The sequence below is a fragment of the Streptomyces sp. NPDC087215 genome (assembly GCF_044744885.1).
In the GTDB taxonomy this organism is placed as follows: Bacteria; Actinomycetota; Actinomycetes; order Streptomycetales; family Streptomycetaceae; genus Streptomyces.
On the sequence record NZ_JBIUZD010000005.1, the window covers coordinates 343,962 to 361,298 of the forward strand.

Here is a 17,337-nt window from a genome sequence, read left to right on the forward strand (position 1 = left end):
CCGTGCTGGAGGATGGGCCGGGAAAGACCGCGCTCCTGTGGATGGACAGACAAGAATGGTCTAGTCCACAATGAACGCATCAGAGCCTCCGTCCTCCCCGCACAGGAGGACGGAACGAGGTACCCGGCGCTCTCTGCCCTGACCGCGCCGAGACCTCCCATGACGGCCGAGGGACCGCACACCCCCGGCCGGAGCAAACTCCGGGCTGCGGTGCCGGACGGGCTGAGGGTCCCGTCGGGCGCCGCGGCCCGCGGGTGTTTCCGGGGCCGGTGACCGGACGGGCGGGGCCCGGGGCCGGTCGGCGGGAGGGCCCGACCTCCTGGGCCGCAGGCCCTCCGGAGGGGCCGCAGGGCCCCGGTCGCGCCTTCTCCGGCCTTACGGGGACCCCAGGGGCCCCTCCCCCGCGCGCCGCCTCCACGAGCCCTCCCGTGCGGCCCCCGGGGTTCGAGTGGCCGGGGGGAGCGGGGCGGCCGACGATGGACGGCGGGGGCGTCCGGGGGGCGGAACGGCAAGAGGGGAAGGCCCCTCCTCTGCTAGATTTGTCCTTAGATTGGTCTATACCACACGGTCCCTCACCAGCCCCTCACCAGATCGGCAGGCACAGCGTGGAAGTTGTCATCGTCAAGGACGCCAAGGCGGGCGGGGAACTCATCGCGGACGGCATCGCCGACCTCCTGCGCCGCAAGCCCGACGCGCTGCTCGGCGTGGCCACGGGCTCGACTCCGCTGCCCATCTACGACGCCCTGACCGCCCAGGTCCTGGCCGGTTCGGTCGACGCCTCCCGGGCCCGGATCGCCCAGCTGGACGAGTACGTCGGGCTGCCCTCGGGCCACCCGGAGTCGTACCGCTCCACGGTGCTGCGCCAGGTCGTCGAGCCGCTCGGGCTCTCCGAGGACGCCTTCATGGGCCCCGACGGCTCCGCCGAGGACGTCCTGGCCGCCTGCGAGGCCTATGACAAGGCGCTGGCCGAGGCCGGTGGCGTGGACCTCCAGATCCTCGGCATCGGCACCGACGGGCACATCGGCTTCAACGAGCCGTGCTCCTCGCTCGCCTCCCGCACCCGGATCAAGACGCTCACCGAGCAGACCCGCGTGGACAACGCCCGCTTCTTCGACAACGACATCGAGCAGGTGCCGCACCACGTCATCACCCAGGGCATCGGCACCATCCTGGAGGCCCGCCACCTGGTGCTGCTGGCCACCGGCGAGGGCAAGGCCGAGGCCGTGGCGCAGACCGTCGAGGGGCCCGTGGCGGCGCTCGTGCCCGCCTCCGCGCTCCAGCTGCACCCGCACGCCACGGTCGTGGTGGACGAGGCCGCCGCCTCCAAGCTGAAGCTCGCGGACTACTTCCGCCACACCTTCGCCAACAAGCCCGCCTGGCAGGGCATCTGAGCCGCCCGTGACCCGGCGGCGACCGGCCTCCCGGTCACGGCGAAGGGCCCGGCACCTCTCGGTGCCGGGCCCTTCGCGTACGCCGGAGCGACTGTCAGGCGCCGGTTCCGGCGACGGCCTCGGCGGCCGCGCGACCGCAGACCCGGGCCGCGCCGTGGGTGGCGATGTGCAGGGCCCCGCGGGGCTCCGCCTCGTTCAGGCCCATCTCCACCACGACGGTGTCGGGGCGGGCCGCGACGAGCGCGTCCAGGGCCTGGCCCATCCACGGGTGGCGGTGGACGTCACGGACGACCGCCACGACCCGCCGTTCCCCGGCGGCAGCGAGGACGGCGTCCACGGAGGAGTCGTCCGCGTACGAGCCGGTCTCCGTGCCGGGCAGCAGCCGGTCCAGCTCCGCCGCGATGCCCCAGGGCGTCTCGTCGCCCACCGCGAAGTTCGCGACGGGAGTGAAGGCGGCCACGTAGGGAGCGCTGGTCAGCGGCGTGTGCGGCTGCTTGCCCCGGGTCACCTTCAGGGCCCGGCGGGCGGCGACGAGTCCGATGTCGGCGCCGGGCGCGGTCCCCTCCTGCACTGCCGCGCCCGACGCCGCTTCGGCCCCCCTGGCCCGGTGGGACCGGGTCCAGGCCGCCAGGGCGCGCACGCGCGCCGCGGCGTCGGCCAGCCGCTCCTCGGGCAGTTCACCGGTCCGTACCGCGTTCACCAGCGCGTCGCGCAGCTGCAGTACGGTCCCCTCGTCGCACAGGCCGCCGCCGACGCAGATGGCGTCGGCGCCCGCGGCGATGGCGAGGACGGAGCCGCGCTCGATGCCGTAGGTCGCCGCGACGGCCTGCATCTCCATGCCGTCGGTGACGATCAGGCCCTCGTAGCCCAGCTCCTGGCGGAGCAGACCGGTGAGGATCTGCGGGCTCAGGGTGGCCGGACGGTGCGGGTCGAGCACGGAGAGAAGGATGTGCGCGCTCATGACCGCTTTGGTGTCCGCGGCGATGGCCGCGCGGAAGGGCACCAGCTCACGGGCGTGGAGGGTGTCGAGGTCCACGTCGATCCGGGGCAGCGCGTCGTGCGAGTCGACGTTGGTGTCGCCGTGCCCGGGGAAGTGCTTGGTGCAGGCCGCGACCCCGACGCCCTGGAGGCCGTCGACGTACGCCACGGTGTGCCGGGCCACCAGGTCCGGGTCCGGCCCGAAGGACCGGACGCCGATGACCGGGTTCTCGGCGTTGGAGTTGACGTCGGCGGAGGGCGCCCAGTTCAGGTCGATGCCGCACCGGGCGAGCCTGCGGCCGAGCTCGCGGGCCACGGCCCGGGTGAGCTCGACGTCGTCCACGCTGCCCAGCGCGTAGTTGCCGGGGAACGAGGAGCCCTGCTTGACCTCCAGGCGCGTGACGTCGCCGCCCTCCTCGTCGATGGCGACGAGGACGTCGTCCCGCTCGGCCCGCAGCTGTGCGGTGAGCGCGGCGAGCTGCTCGGGGCTGACGACGTTCCGGCCGAAGAGGCCGACGGAGGACAGTCCCTCGCCGATGCGGCGGAGCAGCCAGTCGGGGGCGGTGGTGCCGACGAAACCGGGCTGGAGCACCGTGAGCGCGTCACGGGTCAGGGTGTCGGTGCCGTGTACGAGTGTGGTCATGGGAGCCGTTATCCCTTCACCGCGCCGGCGGTCATGCCGCCGACGGCCTTGCGCTGGAGGAAGAGGAAGACGATGAGCACGGGCAGTGCGAAGAGCGTCGAGGCGGCCATGGTGGCACCCCAGTCGCTGCCGAACGCGGTCTGGAACTGGGTCAGCCAGAGCGTCAGCGTCTGCGACTCCTTGTCCTTGTTCAGCATGAGGATCATCGCGAACTCGTTCCAGGCGGTGATGAAGCCGAAGAGCGAGGTCGACATCAGGCCGGGGGCGAGCAGCGGGAAGATCACCTTGCGGAACGCCTGGCCCCGGGTGCAGCCGTCGATCTGGGCCGCCTCCTCCAGCTCGACCGGGACGGCGGCGATGAAGCCGCGCAGGGTCCAGATCGTGAAGGGGAGGACCATCACGAAGTAGATGAGCGTGAGCATCGGGATGCTGTTCAGCATGTCGTTCTCACGCGAGATCATGTACATCGCGATGACCATGACCTCCCAGGGGGCCATCTGCGCCATCATCACGATGAGGACGATGCCCTTGCGCCCCTTGAACTTGAGGCGGGCTATCGCGAAGCTCGCGGCCAGGGCGACGAGCAGGGCCAGCAGCACGGCACCGATGGTGACCATGAGGCTGTTGGTGACGTACGTCCAGAAGAGGTCGACACCGGTCGCCGTCGTGTAGTTCTCCAGCGTCGGCGTGAAGACGAAGACGGGGTCCTTGGTCATGATCTCGTGCTGCGGCTTCAGCGAGGACGAGAACATCCAGTAGACCGGGAAGACGAACACCACCGCGATCACGAGGGCGCTGACGTTCTTCACGACCGCGCCGACCGTGACCGGCTTCCTGGTGCGCAGCTTCTGCGGAGTCGGGGTGGTGGTGCTCACAGCTCCTCCTCCTCCTTCAGGATCAGGCGGAAGTAGAAGGACATGACCGCGATGAGCATCACGATCGTCAGGATGGAGATGGCGGCGGCGACGCCGTAGTGGAACTGTCCGACGCCCTCGATGTAGGCGTAGACCGGGAGGGTCTCGGAGCCTCGGTCGGGGCCGCCCTGGTTCATGGCGTACACCTGGGCGAACGCCTTGAAGATCCAGATGATCTCCAGGAACGTGGTGATCATGAAGAAGGACTTCAGGTTCGGGAAGACCACGGCCCAGAAGGTGCGCCAGCCGCTGGCGCCGTCCATCTTCGCGGCCTCGTACAGCTCGGTGCCGATGGTGGTCAGGCCCGCGTACATGTTGAGCGCGACGAACGGGACCGAGCCCCAGACCAGCAGGATCAGGATGATGACGAGGGCGTCGAAGCCGGTCTCGAACCAGTTGTGCTGCTCGTAGCCGGAGAAGCCGAGGGTGCGCATGACCCAGTTGACGACACCGAACTGCTCGTCGAAGAGCCACCGGAAGACGGTCACGGAGGCGACGATCGGCATGGCCCAGGCGAACATCAGGGCCAGCGAGAGGACCAGTCGCATCTTCTTGCCGAGGCGGTTCAGGAGCAGGCCCAGGCCCGTGCCGATCGCCATGATCAGGAGGACGTTGACGGCCGTGAAGACGACGCTTCGAAGCGCGACGCCCCAGAACTCGGAGTCACCGAGGAGCTCGGTGTAGTTGTCGAAGCCGATCCAGACCGTCTCGCGGGTGATGAATTCCTTCCGGTTCAACTGCTGGAAGGAGAGGATCACATTGCGGATCAGCGGGTAGAGCAGCAGCACCGCCATCGACAACAGGGCGGGCGCGACGAGCAGGTACGGCAGCACCCCGCTGGGCAGGGAACGTCTGCCACGCGAAGGCTGAAGGACTTCCTTCGGGCCGGAAGGGGGTGGCGGAGTCTGAGACTTCCCTGCCGCCCTCCCGGGCGCGTCCTGGGGACCGGCGGTCGCCGTCCCCTGGGAGTCCACGGTCATGGTCTTATTCCTCGCGGTTCTGGGGCTCCCGCGCCCACCGAGCCACGGCCCGGGGGAGCGGGCCGCTGGTCACTGCATCGCTGCAAAGCGCCGGTGGTGCGGCCGGTGCGGTACCGGCCGCACCACCGGGCTACGGGTTACTGCTGGTTGATGCGCTCGTTGATGACCTTGTCGGCGGCCTCGCCGGCCTTCTTGGCGTCCTCGCCCTTCAGGACCTTGGTCATGTAGTCCTTGATCGGGTTCGGGGCGGTCTCGACGTTGGCCCAGCCCGGGGTGACCGGGGTGACCTTGCCGGAGACGGAGGAGGCGGCCATGGCCTCGGCGAAGGAACCGGCGGCCGGCTTGAACTGCGCGGCGTCGCTGTTCGGAAGCAGCGCGCCCGAGGTGGCGGCGGCGTACTTCGTCATGAAGTCCTTGCCGGCGGCGAGCGCCAGCCACTCCTTCGCGAGCTCCTTGTTCTGGGAGCGCTCGGAGATGGCGAGGTTGGAGCCGCCGAGGAAGACGGAGCCCGGCTTGTCGGCCGTCTTGCCCGGGATCGGGAAGTAACCGAAGTCGGCGGTCTTGCCGGCCTTCTTCATGGCGTCGATCGCGCCGCCGGCCTCCCAGCCGAGACCGATCCAGGACGCCACGCCACCCTTGGGGATGATGTCGGTGGACTGCTGCGGGGTCGCCTCGTCCTTGTCCTTCGGAGCGGTCGAGTAGGACGCCAGCTCCTTGTAGAAGTTCATGGCGTTGGCGGCCTCGGGGGAGGACAGGTTGCCCTTCCACTTGTCGCCGTCCTTGACCGCCAGGTCGCTGCCCTCGTCCCAGACGAGACCGGCGAGGACGTACCAGGACTGACCCGGCAGGTAGATCGCCTGCGACTTGGGGTCGGCGGCCTTGAGCTTCTTCAGGCCGTCGATCCACTCGGCGCGGGTCTTCGGCGGCGTGACCTTGGCCTTCGCGAAGGCGGCCTTGTCGTAGACGACGACGCGGTTGGCGGCGTACCACGGAGCGGAGTAGAGCTTGCCGTCCAGCTCGTTGGAGGCGACCATGCCCTTGTTCCAGGCGTCGTAGCCGAGCTTGGCCTTGTCGCCGGACAGGTCGGCCAGACCACCGGTGACCGCGTAGCCCGCGGTCTGGGTGTTGCCGAGCTCCAGCACGTCCGGCGGGGTGTCCTCGGAAAGGGCGGTGGTGACCTTCTCCTGGATGCCGTTCCAGATCTGCTTCTCGACCTTGACCTTGACACCCGGGTGCTTGGCCTCGAAGGCCTTGTTCACGTCGGCCATCCAGGCGTCCGGCGCGGAGCCGTCCATGACCCAGACGGTCAGCGTCTTGTTGCCTCCGGCGGACGGCTTGGCGCCGTCCTTGGGCTTGTCGCTGTCGGACCCACCACACGCTGCGATGGAGACCATCATGCCCGCGACGCCGATCGCCGCGATGAGCTTGCGCTTCACGCCACCCTCCTCAGGGATGCCTGCAACCCCTGCCCACCGCGCGAAGACATACGTCAGGTAGTGCTCGTGGGGCTGGGACCTGGTCTTTAATGGTTTAGACCAGTACCCGGAGCTTGGCCTAGACCTTTAGGGGTGTCAAGGGTGTATAAGAAGGGCAGTCGCGTCCGTTATCGGACCGACACCTGAGGGAGGGCGACGACCCGTGACCGGTCCGTGCCACCATGTGAGCCGCGACAGACGGAGGAGCCGGTGACGGCAGCAGCACAGGAGTCGGGAAGGCAGGCCATGGCCTCGGACGCGGGCAGCACGGAGACGGAGACCGGGACACCGACCCGTACCGCGCGCGTGCCCAAGTACTACCGACTGAAGCGGCATTTGCTCGACATGACGGAGACCCTGCCGCCCGGCACCCCGGTCCCCCCCGAGCGTACGCTGGCCGCCGAGTTCGACACCTCGCGCACCACCGTGCGCCAGGCCCTCCAGGAGCTGGTCGTCGAGGGCCGTCTGGAGCGCATCCAGGGCAAGGGCACCTTCGTCGCCAAGCCCAAGGTCTCCCAGGCCCTGCAACTCACCTCCTACACGGAGGACATGCGCGCCCAGGGCCTCGAACCGACCTCGCAGCTCCTCGACATCGGCTACGTCACCGCCGACGACACCCTCGCGGGACTGCTCGACATCACGGCCGGCGGACGGGTGCTCCGCATCGAGCGGCTGCGGCTCGCGAGCGGCGAGCCGATGGCGATCGAAACCACCCATCTCTCCGCGAAGCGGTTCCCCGCCCTGCGCCGCTCCCTTGTGAAGTACACCTCGTTGTACACCGCCCTCGCCGAGGTGTACGACGTGCACCTCGCGGAGGCCGAGGAGACCATCGAGACCTCCCTCGCCACCCCGCGCGAGGCCGGACTGCTCGGCACGGACGTCGGTCTGCCGATGCTGATGCTCTCCCGCCACTCGCTGGACGCCCAGGGCGAGCCGGTGGAGTGGGTCCGGTCCGTCTACCGCGGCGACCGGTACAAGTTCGTGGCGCGCCTGAAGCGGCCCAACGGCTGAGCGAGCGCCGCACCCGCGCGCGAGGGAGAGGGCCGACCAGGCCCACCGGCGGGGGGCGCCTGAACATCGCCGCACCCGTACGAGGGAGGGGGCCGCCGAGACATCGGCGGCCCCCTCCCTTCCGCTTTCCCGGCCCGGCGGGCGCTCAGGGCGCTCCGTGCCCGCCCGGCCGTCCCCGCGCTCCGGGCCTTCCGGGCTTTCCCGGCCCTCCCGGCCCTCCCCGTCCTCCCCGCTCCCCCGCCACCAGGCCCTCCCGGCGACCCGTGCCGTCCCTGCCGCACCCAGACCCCTTCCGGACGGCAGCAACGTGACACCCCCGATGAACGCGCTGGTCAGAGGTGCTCCCGACAGCCACCCCCGAGGTGGCGCCAAACGACCGGGCGGTTGCTGCCACCCGTGAACCACTGACAGTCCGCCCCCGTTCGAGCATTCTTGAACATGTCGAAAGGGCCCCACCGAGGGGCAATCGACATATTCCACCGAATCCCGAACCCGTCAGAGGGGTACTCGCCATGCGCTCGTCCGCCCGCCGTCTCGTCCTCGCCGCCGTCCCGCTCGCCGCCTTCGGTGCCCTCCTCGCCACCGCCGGACCGTCCGCCTTCGCCGCCGCGACCGGCACGGACGCCCCCCGGACGCAGATCACCGCCGACCCCGCCGCCGCCCCGGCCCCCGCGCCGACCGTCCTGCCGACGCCGTCCGCCACCTCCTCCGACGGCTTCTCGTGGGGCTGACCGGCGCCTCCACCGCGTCACGAGACCGTCCCCCTCTACCGCAGGACCCGTCATCTTCCTCATCGGCATCTCGATGTCCGCGGCCGACGCGGCGGGCACCTCACGCCTCAGCCCCAGCGTCGTACTCGCGGCCCTGTACCGGGACCTCGACCCGACGGACCCCGTCGAGACCGCCCGCGCACTGGTGACGGAGTACTCCGTCAGGGTCGCGCTCTGCCTCGACTGCCACGACGAGATCGAGGCGGTCGGACGTGCCCTGGGCATCTGCCTGCGGATGCTGGGGCGCTCGCCCGAGTTCGAGGGCTACGGCATCGCCGACTGCAGACTCCTGTGAACCCTCCCGAACGGGGAATTCAGCCGTGTACGTCCATATCCTGGGCCCCCTCCGTGCCGCCGTCGACGACCGTCCCGTGACCCTGGGCGGCAGACGGACCCAGACCGTCCTGGCCGCCCTCGCGCTGGAAGCCGACTGGGCCGTCTCCGTGGACGGTCTCGTCGAGGCCGTCTGGGGCTCCTGCCCTCCGGCCAGCGCCCGCACCCAGATCCGCATCTGCGTCTCCACCCTGCGCCGCGCCTTCACCCTCGCCGGTGCGCCGGGGACGATCGAGACCCATTCGTACGGCTACCGCCTGCGCCTGGGACCGCACGACCTCGACGCCGCCCTGTTCGAGTCCGGGGTGGAGCGGTCGCGGCTCCTGGCGGGGACCGGCCGCCGGGCGGAGGCCGTCCTGGAACTGCGCAACGCGCTCGCCCTGTGGGACGGGCCCGTCCTCGCCGGGCAGACGAGCCGGGCGCTGGACCCCGGGGTGCGGCGTCTGGAGGAGCTGCGCATCCGGGCGATCGAGGAGCGGCTCGAACTGGAACTCGCCCTCGGCCGCCACGGGGACGTGATCGGCGAGCTGCTGGCGCTGACGGCGACGTACCCCTTCCGGGAACAGCTGCACGGGCAGCTGATGCTGGCCCTGTACCTCGCGGGCCGGACGGCCGAGGCGCTGGCCGCGTACCGGCGCGTACGGGTGACCCTCGTCGAGGAGCTGGGCATCGAGCCCGGCCCCCGGCTGCGCGACCTGGAGCGGTCGATCCTGCTCGGCGAGTGCCTGAGCGCCTGAGGGGCTGAGCGCCTGGAGGCTGGGGGCTGGGCTTCGGACGGCTGACCGCCCGGCCGCCCGTCGCCCGTCGCCCGTCGCCCGTCGCCCGTCGCCCGTCGCCCGTCGCCCGCGGGCCCTCCCCCGCCGCGGCCGGTTCAGAGCGTGATCCGCAGGTCCTGCATCCGGTGCTCGGACAGCCCGTCCGCCGGGACGAACGCGTACCGGTGGGCCTTCGCCCCGCCCGCCGTGAAGGCCCAGTCCAGGCGGAAGAACGGCAGGGGCCGGTCGAGCACGCTGTCGAAGTCGAACTCGCCCGGTGACGCGTACTTCCAGCTCAGCGGCAGGAAATCGGTGCTGACCGAGGTCAGGTCCGTGGCCACCTCGCGGAGCCCGTCCAGGGACCGCATGGAGGCCGTGGTGTTGAAGTCCCCGGCGATCACGGAGGGGTGCGGATTGGCCGCCACATCCCTTTCCAGGGAACGCAGTTCCTCCTGGCGCCAGGCGAACTTGCGCCGGAAGTAGCTGTCGTGGTCGAACGCGGAGAACGGATTCAGGTTGTCCATCGCCATGGGCACGGTGATGTGCACGTTGTACGTGCTGAACACCCGGTCGCCGACGGCCAGATCGGTCCTCAGGACCTTCTCCCGCAGGAACTCACGCCCGAAGCCGTCCCGCTGCCCCGGGGCGGCGGACGGCGGGGCGCCCACCGAGGTCTGGGCCACGATCGGGAACCGCGAGAGGGTCAGCAGTTCACCGCGCCGGGCGAGGTGGTGGCCGGGGAACTCCCGGCGCAGGGCCTCGTCGTCGTCGAGCCGGGTGTAGCCGTCCTCCCCGAGACCGGGGGTCCAGGCCACGTGCTCCTGGAGCAGGTACACATCGGCGGGGTGCGCGCGCAGATAGGCGAGGAGGCGGTCGGTGCCGGCCGCCTTCCCCCAGTACTGGGTGTTCAGGGAGACGACGCGGAGCGCCCCGGACGGCACCGGCCCCTGGTCGCGCCAGAGCGCGGGCCAGTTCAGGCCGGAGCCGGTGGTGAGCGCCAGGAGCAGGGCCAGTGCGGCGGTGCCGGTCGCCAGCGGGCGGCGGCGTCCGCAGGCCGCCGCCCCGGCGGCGAGGAGGACGGCCGGGACCCCGAGCAGGAAGAGCGGTGGTACGGCGTCGAGCGCGAGCGACCAGTGCCAGCGGTCACTGAGCAGCACCCGGGCCGTGGCGTAGAGCAGCCACAGCGCCGCCGCCCCGAGGACGAGCCTGCCGTACCAGAGCCTGAGGAGCCGGGCCGTCCGGCGGGCGCGGCCGGGTTCCTCCGGGCGGGGGCCCGCCTCCGGCGGCTCCGGGGCCACCGGGTCGGCGGGCGGGGCGGTCGCGGCGGTCATGCCAGGCTCTCCCGCGGCTGGTACATGTGCCGGAAGCGGCGGCTCGCCGCGTACTGCACGAGGCCGGCCGCGAGGCCCGTCACGACCGCCGTGCTCACCAGGGCGTGGGCCCCGGTGAAGAAGGCGGTGAAGAAGAGGCCCCGCTCGCGGAACGAGAAGCGGTACTGCCCGAAGTCCGCGGCGACGGAGCCGAGGAGCGCGGCCAGGGAGACCAGCAGGGCGGCCGGGTGGAGGAGCGCGAACGGCACGGCGGCGACGGCGAGGCCGCCGAGCGCGGAGGCGACGGCCCGGCCGCCGGTCTCCATGCCCTGCATGGCGCGGCCCCGGTCGAAGTAGAACGGCACCCGCAGCCTGCTGCGGACGAAGGCCTTCCGCAGCAGCGGCCGCATCCGGCTCTCGTCGGAGAGGCGTCCCCTGATCCGGGAGGTCAGCAGCATGGGCCAGCGGGCGGCCAGCCGTTCCGCGTGGTCGATCTCCTCGGTCTGCCGCAGCGCCGTGTTGAACCAGCCGGCCTCCATGAAGGCGGCCTTGCGGACCGCCCCGAGGGCGTAGAAGCCGCCGCTGACCAGACCTTCGGCGCTCTTGCGCCAGTAGTGGTACTGGAGGATGCGGTACTGGCCGACCAGGCCTTCCTCGAACAGCGGCTCCTTGTCGGGTATGCCGAAGACCGCGCCGTACGTGGGGTTCTCGTCGAAGAGCGCGACGGCCTGCGCCACGGCCTCCGGGTGCATGGTGAGGTCGGCGTCCAGGAAGAAGACGATCTCGCCCCGGGAGCGGCGGACGCCCTCGTTGCGGGAGGAGCCGGGGCCGCCGTTCTCCTTGACGCGGACGAGCTGGACGGGATGGGTGGCGGCGATGTCCGCGCAGCCGTCGGTGCTGGCGTCGTCGACGACGATCACCTGGATGTGGGGGTAGCTCTGCTCCCGCACGGAGCGCAGGCAGAGGTCGATGGTGGGCCGGTCGTTGTACATCGGGATGACGACCGAGACGAGGGGTGCGGACATGGGATTCCTCGGTGGTGGAAGGGCGGGGGTCACGCGGCGATGTGCGGGAGGAGGAGTGCGCCCCAGGCGGCGGAGTTGACGAGCATCACGCGGTCGCGCAGCAGCGTCTTGACGGGCTCTCCCCCGCCGCCGTCCACGATCACGATCTGGAGGTAGCGGAACAGTGCGAAGAGCGCGCACACCACGGTGAGCAGGGCGTACTCCCCGAAGCCCGATTCGGTGCGCAGATAGAGCAGGTAGCCGAACAGGGTGAGGGCCGAGCAGAGCACCAGGACCAGGTCGAGGAAGTGCGCCGAGTAGCCGACGAGCGCGGGCCGGTGCCCGGTGCCGGAGACGCTCAGCTCGTGCCGCCGCTTGCCCAGGATGAGGACGAGGCAGCACGCGAGGACGGTCAGGACCAGCCACATCTCGACGGGCCTTCGGGCGGCCTCGTACCCGCCGAGGAGGCGGAGCACGAAGCCGGTGGCGACGACGAAGACGTCGAGCGGCGGGATGTGCTTGAGCTTCCAGCTGTACGCGCCGTTCACGGCGAGGTACGACAGGACGAGCAGGGCGGACCCGGCACCGAGGACGAGCAGGGCGGGCACGAGCAGGGCGGCCAGCACCAGGGCGGTGACCACGGCGGAGGCCATGCCCATCCGGCCGGAGGCCAGCGGTCTGTGGCGCTTGACGGGGTGGCGCTTGTCCCGCTCGACGTCGGCGATGTCGTTCAGGACGTAGACCAGGGACGAGGCGAGGATGAAGGCGCCGAGGGCCGTGCCGACCCGGATCAGGGTCGTGGCGTCCAGGTGGCCGTCGAGCAGGGCCAGCGGTACGACGAGCAGGTTCTTGGGCCACTGGCCCGGCCGGAGCAGCGCGATCGGGGCGGGCAGCCGCCCTCGCCGTTTCTTGGCCGGGGCTTGGGACTGGGCTTGGGCCGAGGACTGGGTCTGGGCCGGGATCTTGGCCGGGGTCTGGACCTTGGCCGTGCCCTGGGCACTGGTGCGCCCCGTGAGCTGGGTCATGGCAGCGCCTCTCAGAAGAAGATCTTCGCGGTGGACAGCAGGCCCTGGCTCCACGGGTCGCGGCTCGTGCGGCCGGTGGCCCCCGCCTTCGGGGCGGTGTGGCGGGCGGTGCGCCACCACTCGTAGGTGCGCAGCACGGCGTCGGCGTTGGAGTGGCGGGGGGTGAAGCCGAGCTGTGCCTTGGCCTTGTCGATGCTGACGTAGGAGTCGTCCATCAGCTTGTGCAGCAGGCGGCCGTAGACCGGTGAGAGCTTGGCCCGCTGGAGGAGGCTGAGCAGTCCGAGGGCGGGGCGGGCGGGCAGTCCGATGACCCGCTTGCCGTGACCGGCGGCGTCGAGGACGGCCTGGAAGTCCTCGCGGATGGTGCCGAATTCGGCCGCCGCGAGGTTGTAGGTGTCGTTGGCGATGTCGTCGGGCGCGGTGAGGACGGTGACGACGGCGTCGACGAGGTCGTCGACGGCGAACATCTGGATCTTGACGTTGCCCTTGCCGAGGACGGGGAAGTTCCGTCCCTCCTCGGCCCATTCGAAGAGCATCGAGAACAGGCCCATGCGGCCGGGCCCGACGAAGGTCTTGGGCCGGAGGATCGGGACGCACATGCCCTCGGCCCGGTACCGCTCGGCGATCTCCTCGGCCGCCGCCTTGGCGCGGCTGTAGGTGTCGACGGGCTCGCGGGGGTACTCCTCGGGGGTCGGCACGATGGTGGGCAGCCCGTAGACGGCGGTCGAGGAGATGTGCACGACCCGGGGGGTGCCGGCGGCAGCGGCGGCCTCGAAGACGTTCTTCGTGCCGCCGATGATGATGGAGCGGATCTGCTCGTCGGGGTAGCTGGGCAGGGCGGCGGCGGCGTGGACCAGGACGTCGGCGCCGTCGAGGGCCTGGTCCATCAGCTCCCGGTCGCGGATGTCTCCGGTCAGCACGACGCCGGGGCCGGGCCTGAGGTCGACGCCGCGCACCTCGTGACCCTCGGAGAGGAGCCTTTCGGCCAGGCGGGAGCCGAGCATTCCGGCCGCGCCGGTGATCGTGATCACCACTGGGAGCTCACCTTCTGCTTGATGAAACGGGCCACGAGACCGGTCAGACCGCGGCCGAGGACGTCGTCGAGGGCGTCGATCGCGCGCTCGGCCTCCTCGGGTTCGGTGACCAGGGAGGGGCCGATGATGAGGGGGTTGGCGCCGTTGAGCGTGTAGTACGTGAAGATGCCGTGGTCCTCGTACAGCGCGTTGATGACGGCGCAGGTGACGAGCTTGGTCTTGAACCGGGGGTCGCGGGCCATGCCGCCGGGCGCGAGCTTGGCGACCAGGTCGAGGATGCGGGGGCCGCCCTCGATGAAGACGCCCCACAGGGCTCCGGCCCCGGCCACCCGGCCGATCTCGTCGGGGTACTGCTTGGCGAGCCGTTCGAGCCCGGGTTCGAGGACGGCTCCGAGGGCGCGGGCCCTGGCCGGATAGTCGTCCTCCATCGCGATGTTGACGGCTTCGAGGGCGGTGGCGCATTCCTCGCCGAAGCCGTAGTAGGTGGTGGAGGTGGAGTTGATCAGGGAGTCGCCGAGGTTGTCGTACGCCTTGCGGAAGACCGGCTCGCGGGCGACGAAGGCGGAGATGGACGACTTGCCGCCGCCGAAGGACTTGGAGGTGGTGAGCACGTCGGGGATCAGGCCCGGGTAGCGCATGAAGTGGAAGAGGCTGCCGGTCTTGCCCCAGCCCGTGTAGATCTCGTCGAAGATCAGGATGATCTTCTCCCGGTCGCAGATCTCGCGCAGACCGCGCAGGAACTCCTCCGAGCACCACTGGATGGTGGAGGCGCTGAACGGCTCGATGAGGAGGGCGTAGACGTCTCCCCGGTGGGCGGCGACGACCTTGCGGACGGAGTCGAGGTCCCCGTAGCGGAAGGTGTCCACGCCGGGGATGGTGGGGAAGCCGAACTGGGCCTGGCCGGTCAGTCCGCCGGAGCCGAGGAGCTTGCCGTGGAAGGCGCAGTCGGCGCGCAGCACGGTGTTCCGCTTGCCGTTGTGGAACTTGTACGCGAGCTTCACCGCGCCCTCGACCGCCTCGGCGCCGGAGTTCGGCAGGAACGCCATGTTCAGGTCGCCGGGCAGGACTTCGGCGAGGTTGTGGCCGAGGGCGGCGAGGTAGGGCGAGAAGTAGGTCTTGTGCACCTCCATGCGCCGGTCGCGGGCGAAGCGCTCGCGGGCGGCGAGGATGCGGGGGTGGTTGTGGCCGTGGTTGAGGACGCCGACACCCCCGGTCAGGTCGAGGATCCGCCTGCCGTCGTCGAGGGTGAGGTAGGCGCCCTCGGCGCTGCGGACGAGTTCGCGTCCGAAGCCGAACGAGGTCATGAGGGAGACCTGGCTCTTGTTCACGTACCTGCGGTAGAGGTCGTGGACCTCGTCGATCTGGAGCTTCTCGGCGTCGTCAAGGGTGTACACGGGTGGGGTCTCCGATCGGGGCGGTGGTGCGGGTCGGGGCGACGAGGGTGGCGGGGAAGGACAGCGGGTCGGGGGCGGTGCGGCGGCGACGGCCGGGGGCGGCGGTCGGCGCCTCGGAGACCGGGGCCGGGGCGGGTGGGGCCGCCGGGGCCGTATCGGTCGTGCGGGGTGCCGTCGTGACGGTCGCGTGGGGCTCCGCCCCGGCGGTCTCGTGGGGCTGCGCCCCGGCGGGTGGGGCCGCCGGGGCCGTATCGGTGGTGGGGGGCCCCGAGGGGGCGGTGGCCGTACGGCTCTGCCGGGCGGTCCGTGCCCGTGACCAGGCGAGGACCACCACCGAGCTGGTCAGTTCGGCGACGACGCACACCAGTCGGCTGGCGATGGCCGCGGCGGCGGCCAGGCCGCCGGGCAGGACCGTGGAGAGGGCGGCCGTGAGGGTCAGCTCGCGCACCCCCCAGCCGTCGGGGACGATCAGGGCCAGACTGCTGATCACGGTGGCCAGCGCGAAGCCTCCGACGGCCGCGCCGAACCCCGCCAGGGGCGGTGCGCCGACGGCCAGGAGCAGGAACCACAGGTGGAGTCCCGAGGCGGTCCAGGAGGCCACGGCGAGCAGTACGGCCCTGCGGACGGCACGGTCGGGCGGGGGCACGACCGGCCTCTTCACCAGCCGGGCGAGGGCCGTGACGGGCCGGGTGATCAGCGCGGGCCGTACGACGCCCGCGAGGAAGAGGAGCGCGGGCGGGCACAGCCACATCCAGTGGCCGGGGAGCGCGGCGGGGGCCGCGACCAGGCCGACGGCGGCGCCGGTGAGCAGGGTGAGGGCCAGGCTCAGCACATAGGCGGACGTCATCTGGGCGCCGGGGACACCGGCCTCCCGGCCGTGCGCCACGTGTGTGATGACCCCCCACACCCGGCCGGGCACGTACTTGCTGAGCTGGCCGAGGAAGTAGATCTTCGCCGCGCGCAGTCCCCGGATGGGATGGTCGCCGGGGATGAGCACCCGCCAGGCGTGCACGGCGAGGACGAGGCCCACGACGTTGGCGACGACCGAGGCGGCGATCAGGGGGACGGCGTCGGCGCGGGCGAACGCCTCGGCCACCGCGGGGCCCTCACCGCGCAGCAGGAAGAAGACCCCGACGAGGGCGGCCACCACGACGACCGGGGTGAGGAGTCTGCGCAGCCAGACCGTCATCGTGTCGCCGCCTTCTCGGGGGCGCGCCGGACGCCGGTGCCGGGCCGGGCGGGGCGGAGCGTGCCGAGCGCGCCCCGGGCCGCACCGGCGAGGAGCGCGGTGTGCGCGGCGAGGTGGACGCCGGTGAAGAAGGGGACGAAGGCGGCGCCCTTGCGGCGGGCCACGAAGCCGAGCAGGCCCAGGTTGGCCAGGCAGAAGGCGAGCAGCCCGGCCGCCGGGAGCGCGGCGAGGGCCGCCGTGGCGGGGGCCGGGACGGAGGGCAGCAGGCCGAGCGGGGCCAGCGGCAGGGAGCCGAGGAGGAGGGCCGCCGCGAGGACGGACGCGGGAGTGTTGGCCGTCAGGTTGCTCCGGCCGCCCCGGCGGGCCGAGCGCAGCGCCGGGACGAGCAGCAGGGCCCGGCGGTACGTCTCCGAGAGGAGCGGTCCGAGCCGGTGCTCCTCGTCGTGCCGCGCCATCACCCGCTCGGTGAGGACGATGCGGTAGTGCGGGGCGAGCCGGTCGCTGAACTCCAGGTCCTCGGAGTCCCGCAGGCTCTCGTCGAAGCCGCCGAGCCGGTCGAAGACCTCGCGCGGCACGGCCGCCTGGGCGAAGAAGGCGGTCTCCACCACTCCGGCGCCCCGGGCCCGCCACCAGTAGGCGTGCAGCGTCTTGTACCACTCGACGGGCCCGTCGTCGAAGAGCGGTTCGGGGGCGATGACACCGTGTACACAGCCGCAGTCCGGGTCGGCGCGCAGGATCTCCAGGGCGTTGGCGACCGAGTCCGGGGTGAGCGCCTCGTCCGAGTCGAGGAAGAAGAGGACGTCCCCGGTGGCGGCGGCGATGCCCGCGTTCCGGGCGGCGGAGACACCGCGGTTCCCCGCGCCGCCGATCAGGACGCACGGGTGGGCCGCGGCGATCTCGGCGGTCCGGTCGGTGCTGCCGTCGTCGACGACGATGACCTCGTGGACGGGGTGGGTCTGGGCGAGGACGGATCTCAGACAGGCGTCGAGGGTGCGTGCGGAGTTGTAGGCCGGTATGACGACCGACACGGTTTGCGTCATGGGAAGAGCACACCGGGTCCGCGTATTGGCGGGATATCGATCGCGTATCGCGCCTTCTCGCAGTTCGAGACGGTCAACCAGGCTCACTTGA

16 protein-coding genes are annotated in these 17,337 nt (G+C 71.4%); 5 read left to right on the forward strand and 11 right to left on the reverse strand.

Annotated features, from left to right (window positions below; genetic code table 11):
* The first annotated feature begins 605 nt into the window (after positions 1-605).
* Positions 606-1,391, forward strand: a complete 786-nt coding sequence (gene nagB, locus ACIO92_RS16880; RefSeq protein ID WP_366440240.1) for a glucosamine-6-phosphate deaminase — start codon at positions 606-608, stop codon at positions 1,389-1,391.
* A gap of 94 nt (positions 1,392-1,485) precedes the next feature.
* Here nagB and ACIO92_RS16885 read toward each other — a convergent pair whose 3' ends face one another.
* From ACIO92_RS16885 to ACIO92_RS16900, 4 genes are all read right to left on the reverse strand, one after another.
* Positions 1,486-3,012, reverse strand: coding sequence for a glycoside hydrolase family 3 N-terminal domain-containing protein (locus tag ACIO92_RS16885; protein ID WP_366440239.1), 1,527 nt, complete (start codon positions 3,010-3,012; stop codon positions 1,486-1,488).
* 8 nt (positions 3,013-3,020) lie between these two features.
* A complete protein-coding gene (locus tag ACIO92_RS16890; protein WP_401236884.1) occupies positions 3,021-3,887 on the reverse strand; it encodes a carbohydrate ABC transporter permease in 867 nt (288 codons plus the stop codon).
* Positions 3,884-4,906 carry a sugar ABC transporter permease gene (locus ACIO92_RS16895; protein ID WP_366440238.1) on the reverse strand — a complete coding sequence of 341 codons (1,023 nt, stop codon included), beginning with the start codon at positions 4,904-4,906 and terminating at the stop codon, positions 3,884-3,886. Before ACIO92_RS16895 ends, ACIO92_RS16890 begins: the two co-directional genes overlap by 4 nt.
* Before the next feature lie 137 nt (positions 4,907-5,043).
* Entirely contained in the window at positions 5,044-6,342 is a 1,299-nt protein-coding gene (locus ACIO92_RS16900; protein WP_366440237.1) for an extracellular solute-binding protein, read from the reverse strand.
* A 285-nt stretch (positions 6,343-6,627) separates the two neighbouring features.
* Between ACIO92_RS16900 and ACIO92_RS16905 the strand changes: the two genes are divergently transcribed.
* From ACIO92_RS16905 to ACIO92_RS16920, 4 genes are all read left to right on the forward strand, one after another.
* Positions 6,628-7,392: a GntR family transcriptional regulator gene (locus tag ACIO92_RS16905; RefSeq protein WP_366440319.1), complete on the forward strand. Its 765-nt coding sequence runs from the start codon at positions 6,628-6,630 to the stop codon at positions 7,390-7,392.
* A gap of 512 nt (positions 7,393-7,904) precedes the next feature.
* The gene (locus tag ACIO92_RS16910; RefSeq protein ID WP_366440236.1) at positions 7,905-8,123 is read left to right on the forward strand and encodes a hypothetical protein; all 219 of its coding nucleotides are present in this window, start codon (positions 7,905-7,907) and stop codon (positions 8,121-8,123) included.
* A 73-nt stretch (positions 8,124-8,196) separates the two neighbouring features.
* Positions 8,197-8,457 (forward strand): hypothetical protein, encoded by a 261-nt coding sequence (locus ACIO92_RS16915; protein ID WP_366440235.1) that lies wholly within the window; start codon positions 8,197-8,199, stop codon positions 8,455-8,457.
* Positions 8,458-8,482: 25 nt separating this feature from the next.
* Positions 8,483-9,232, forward strand: a complete 750-nt coding sequence (locus ACIO92_RS16920) for an AfsR/SARP family transcriptional regulator (protein ID WP_366440234.1) — start codon at positions 8,483-8,485, stop codon at positions 9,230-9,232.
* A 134-nt stretch (positions 9,233-9,366) separates the two neighbouring features.
* Here the strand turns inward: ACIO92_RS16920 and ACIO92_RS16925 are convergent, their stop codons facing one another.
* Genes ACIO92_RS16925 through ACIO92_RS16955 form a run of 7 tightly spaced genes read right to left on the reverse strand, consistent with a single transcriptional unit; the run spans position 9,367 to position 17,246 of the window.
* Positions 9,367-10,581 carry an endonuclease/exonuclease/phosphatase family protein gene (locus tag ACIO92_RS16925; RefSeq protein WP_366440233.1) on the reverse strand — a complete coding sequence of 405 codons (1,215 nt, stop codon included), beginning with the start codon at positions 10,579-10,581 and terminating at the stop codon, positions 9,367-9,369.
* The gene (locus ACIO92_RS16930) at positions 10,578-11,585 is read right to left on the reverse strand and encodes a glycosyltransferase family 2 protein (protein WP_401236876.1); all 1,008 of its coding nucleotides are present in this window, start codon (positions 11,583-11,585) and stop codon (positions 10,578-10,580) included. The genes ACIO92_RS16925 and ACIO92_RS16930 overlap by 4 nt, the downstream gene beginning before the upstream one ends.
* 29 nt (positions 11,586-11,614) lie before the next feature.
* On the reverse strand, positions 11,615-12,589 hold the full coding sequence (locus ACIO92_RS16935) for a UbiA prenyltransferase family protein (protein WP_366440231.1): 975 nt from the start codon (positions 12,587-12,589) through the stop codon (positions 11,615-11,617).
* 11 nt (positions 12,590-12,600) lie between these two features.
* Entirely contained in the window at positions 12,601-13,623 is a 1,023-nt protein-coding gene (locus tag ACIO92_RS16940) for an NAD-dependent epimerase/dehydratase family protein (protein WP_366440230.1), read from the reverse strand.
* Positions 13,617-15,017 carry an aminotransferase class III-fold pyridoxal phosphate-dependent enzyme gene (locus ACIO92_RS16945; protein ID WP_366440229.1) on the reverse strand — a complete coding sequence of 467 codons (1,401 nt, stop codon included), beginning with the start codon at positions 15,015-15,017 and terminating at the stop codon, positions 13,617-13,619. The genes ACIO92_RS16940 and ACIO92_RS16945 overlap by 7 nt, the downstream gene beginning before the upstream one ends.
* Positions 15,004-16,206, reverse strand: a complete 1,203-nt coding sequence (locus ACIO92_RS16950; RefSeq protein WP_402281653.1) for a lysylphosphatidylglycerol synthase domain-containing protein — start codon at positions 16,204-16,206, stop codon at positions 15,004-15,006. The genes ACIO92_RS16945 and ACIO92_RS16950 overlap by 14 nt, the downstream gene beginning before the upstream one ends.
* Positions 16,203-17,246, reverse strand: a complete 1,044-nt coding sequence (locus ACIO92_RS16955; RefSeq protein WP_366440227.1) for a glycosyltransferase — start codon at positions 17,244-17,246, stop codon at positions 16,203-16,205. The genes ACIO92_RS16950 and ACIO92_RS16955 overlap by 4 nt, the downstream gene beginning before the upstream one ends.
* Positions 17,247-17,337 lie beyond the last annotated feature (91 nt).

What these genes read in the sequence shown, in the direction of transcription:
- ACIO92_RS16885 (WP_366440239.1), bottom strand. Translation starts at nt 3,012, where the DNA reads ATGACCACACTCGTACACGGCACCGACACCCTGACCCGTGACGCGCTC.
- ACIO92_RS16895 (WP_366440238.1), bottom strand. Translation starts at nt 4,906, where the DNA reads ATGACCGTGGACTCCCAGGGGACGGCGACCGCCGGTCCCCAGGACGCG.
- ACIO92_RS16905 (WP_366440319.1), top strand. Translation starts at nt 6,628, where the DNA reads ATGGCCTCGGACGCGGGCAGCACGGAGACGGAGACCGGGACACCGACC.
- ACIO92_RS16910 (WP_366440236.1), top strand. Translation starts at nt 7,905, where the DNA reads ATGCGCTCGTCCGCCCGCCGTCTCGTCCTCGCCGCCGTCCCGCTCGCC.
- ACIO92_RS16915 (WP_366440235.1), top strand. Translation starts at nt 8,197, where the DNA reads ATGTCCGCGGCCGACGCGGCGGGCACCTCACGCCTCAGCCCCAGCGTC.
- ACIO92_RS16925 (WP_366440233.1), bottom strand. Translation starts at nt 10,581, where the DNA reads ATGACCGCCGCGACCGCCCCGCCCGCCGACCCGGTGGCCCCGGAGCCG.
- ACIO92_RS16930 (WP_401236876.1), bottom strand. Translation starts at nt 11,585, where the DNA reads ATGTCCGCACCCCTCGTCTCGGTCGTCATCCCGATGTACAACGACCGG.
- ACIO92_RS16935 (WP_366440231.1), bottom strand. Translation starts at nt 12,589, where the DNA reads ATGACCCAGCTCACGGGGCGCACCAGTGCCCAGGGCACGGCCAAGGTC.
- ACIO92_RS16950 (WP_402281653.1), bottom strand. Translation starts at nt 16,206, where the DNA reads ATGACGGTCTGGCTGCGCAGACTCCTCACCCCGGTCGTCGTGGTGGCC.
- ACIO92_RS16955 (WP_366440227.1), bottom strand. Translation starts at nt 17,246, where the DNA reads ATGACGCAAACCGTGTCGGTCGTCATACCGGCCTACAACTCCGCACGC.